The organism is Rhodoplanes roseus (genome assembly GCF_003258865.1).
Classification (GTDB): domain Bacteria; phylum Pseudomonadota; class Alphaproteobacteria; order Rhizobiales; family Xanthobacteraceae; genus Rhodoplanes; species Rhodoplanes roseus.
The window spans coordinates 4,360-5,946 of record NZ_NPEX01000329.1 but is presented as its reverse complement, the minus strand read 5'-3'; the positions used below and the strand labels follow the sequence as shown (position 1 = coordinate 5,946).

1 protein-coding gene is annotated in these 1,587 nt (G+C 68.3%); it reads left to right on the top strand.

The features are described 5' to 3' along the window. Window positions 1–102: 102 nt before the first annotated feature. The coding region (locus CH341_RS27260; RefSeq protein WP_111422101.1) for a homospermidine synthase at window positions 103–1,587 on the top strand (1,485 nt) is incomplete at its 3' end.

Genomic DNA, 1,587 nt, shown 5'->3' with positions numbered 1-1,587 from the left:
GTCGCGAGCGTCGCTCGCGCCCGACCCTCCCCCTCCAGGGGCGGGTGAGCACCGCGCCGCCGTCACCCACAGTCCATCCACTTCTGTTTCGGAGCACCCGCAATGACCACTTGGCCCGTGCACGCCCGAATCGACGGACCGATCGTCATGATCGGGTTCGGCTCGATCGGAAAAGGGACCCTGCCGCTGATCGAGCGGCACTTTCAGTTCGACAGGTCGCGCCTCGTCGTGATCGACCCGAGCGACGCCGACCGCGCCATCCTGGACGAGTGCAAGATCCGCTTCGTCCACGAGGCCATCACCAAGGACAATTACCGCGAGCTGCTGACGCCGCTGCTGACCAAGGGCGAGGGGCGCGGCTTCTGCGTCAACCTGTCGGTCGACACCTCGTCGGTGGCCATCATGGAGCTCTGCCGCGAGATCGGCTGCTTCTACATCGACACCGTCGCCGAGCCGTGGCCCGGGCTCTATTTCGACAAGTCGGCGAGCCCGGCGGCGCGCTCGAACTACATGCTGCGCGAGCGCGTGCTGGAGGCCCGCCGTCGCAATCCCGGCGGCATCACGGCGGTGTCGTGCTGCGGCGCCAATCCGGGCATGGTGTCGTGGTTCGTCAAGCAGGCGCTGCTCGACGTCGCCCGCGACACCGGCGTCGAGACGGCGGTGCCGACCACCCGCGACGGCTGGGGCCGGCTCGCCCAGACGCTCGGCGTGAAGGGCATCCACATCGCCGAGCGCGACACCCAGCGGGCCAAGCATCCCAAGCCGCAGAACGTGTTCGTCAACACCTGGTCGGTCGAGGGCTTCGTCTCGGAAGGCATGCAGCCGGCCGAGCTCGGCTGGGGCACGCACGAGACCTGGATCCCGCAGAACGGCCGCACCCACGAGTCCGGCTGCGGCGCCGCGATCTACATGCTGCAGCCCGGCGCCAACACGCGGGTTCGCTCGTGGACGCCCACCGCCCAGGCCCAGTACGGCTTCCTGGTGACCCACAACGAGTCGATCTCGATCGCCGACTACCTGACGGTGCGGGACGGCGGCGACGTGGTCTACCGGCCGACCTGCCACTACGCCTATCATCCGGCCAACGACGCCGTGCTGTCGTTGCACGAGATGTTCGGCGCCGCCGGCAAGCGGCAGGACAAGATCCACATTCTCGACGAGAACGAGATCGTCGACGGCATCGACGAGCTCGGCGTGCTGCTCTACGGCCACGCCAAGAACGCCTACTGGTACGGCTCGCAGCTCTCGATCGACGAGACCCGCGAGCTGGCGCCCTATCAGAACGCCACCGGCCTGCAGGTCACCTCGGCGGTCCTCGCCGGCATGGTGTGGGCGCTGGAAAACCCCGAGGCCGGCATCGTCGAGGCCGACGACATGGACTTCCGCCGCTGCCTCGAGGTGCAGCGGCCCTATCTCGGCCCGGTGATCGGCACCTACACGGACTGGACCCCGCTCACCGGTCGCCCCGGCTTCTTTCCCGAGGACATCGACGAGTCCGATCCTTGGCAGTTCCGCAACGTGCTGGTGGGGATGAGGCTGCGGAACTGCGTCTCGGTGAGGCTGGCCAGCTCGGTCGCGGTCAGGCTG